This window comes from Oleiphilus sp. HI0132, assembly GCF_001635845.1.
This window is the reverse complement of the sequence record NZ_LWGJ01000509.1, coordinates 1-650: the sequence shown is the minus strand read 5'-3', so window position 1 is coordinate 650 and position 650 is coordinate 1. Positions and strand designations below refer to the sequence as shown.

General features: G+C 43.4%; 1 pseudogene. It reads right to left on the bottom strand.

The features are described from left to right. Positions 1–650, bottom strand: a pseudogene (locus A3766_RS06110) (arginine decarboxylase); the annotation flags it as partial.

The window sequence follows — 650 nt, the reverse complement described above, 5'->3', positions numbered from 1 at the left end:
CCTTCTTTAATCGGGTGTAATGGGAGTGTTTTTGCTGTGCCGAATTCGTTGATAAATTTATCAATTTTTCCATCGCAGTCACAGGTTATATCCGCCAGCACTGCCTGACGTGTTGGCGTCTCATGCAGCCTGTGAATTGGCATAATCGGAAACAGTTGATCAATCGCCCATATGTCTGGCAGCGATTGAAATAGGCTAAAGTTTCCATAGTAGATATCTGCCAACGATAGCTTAAGGTCTTCCAGGTCTGGTGGCGTTTTATCCATTGTATCTAACAGGTCTGCGATACAATGAAGAACATCGAGAAATAAGTTTTCTGCGATTGATCGCTCTCTTAATGAGAGCTGCCCACGCTTGAATAAAGCACGCACTTCATCACGATAAAAATGCGCATCGTTATAACACTCCTGTACTCGCCGTGGCGATAGGTAGTCTTTTATCTCACGAATCTTTGTGAGTAGTTGATGCTCCTCAGGCGATGGTTCGGGCAGACTGATTGGTTCAAAAATATTGGTATCTAGAATATTGAACAGCAGAATTGAAGAGTAAGCGACAGTTGCTCGCCCAGATTCCGTGACAATCGTTGGGTGAGGAATATTATGGTCGTCCAAGGTTTGCTTGAGAGTATCGACAATATCTTCACAATATTC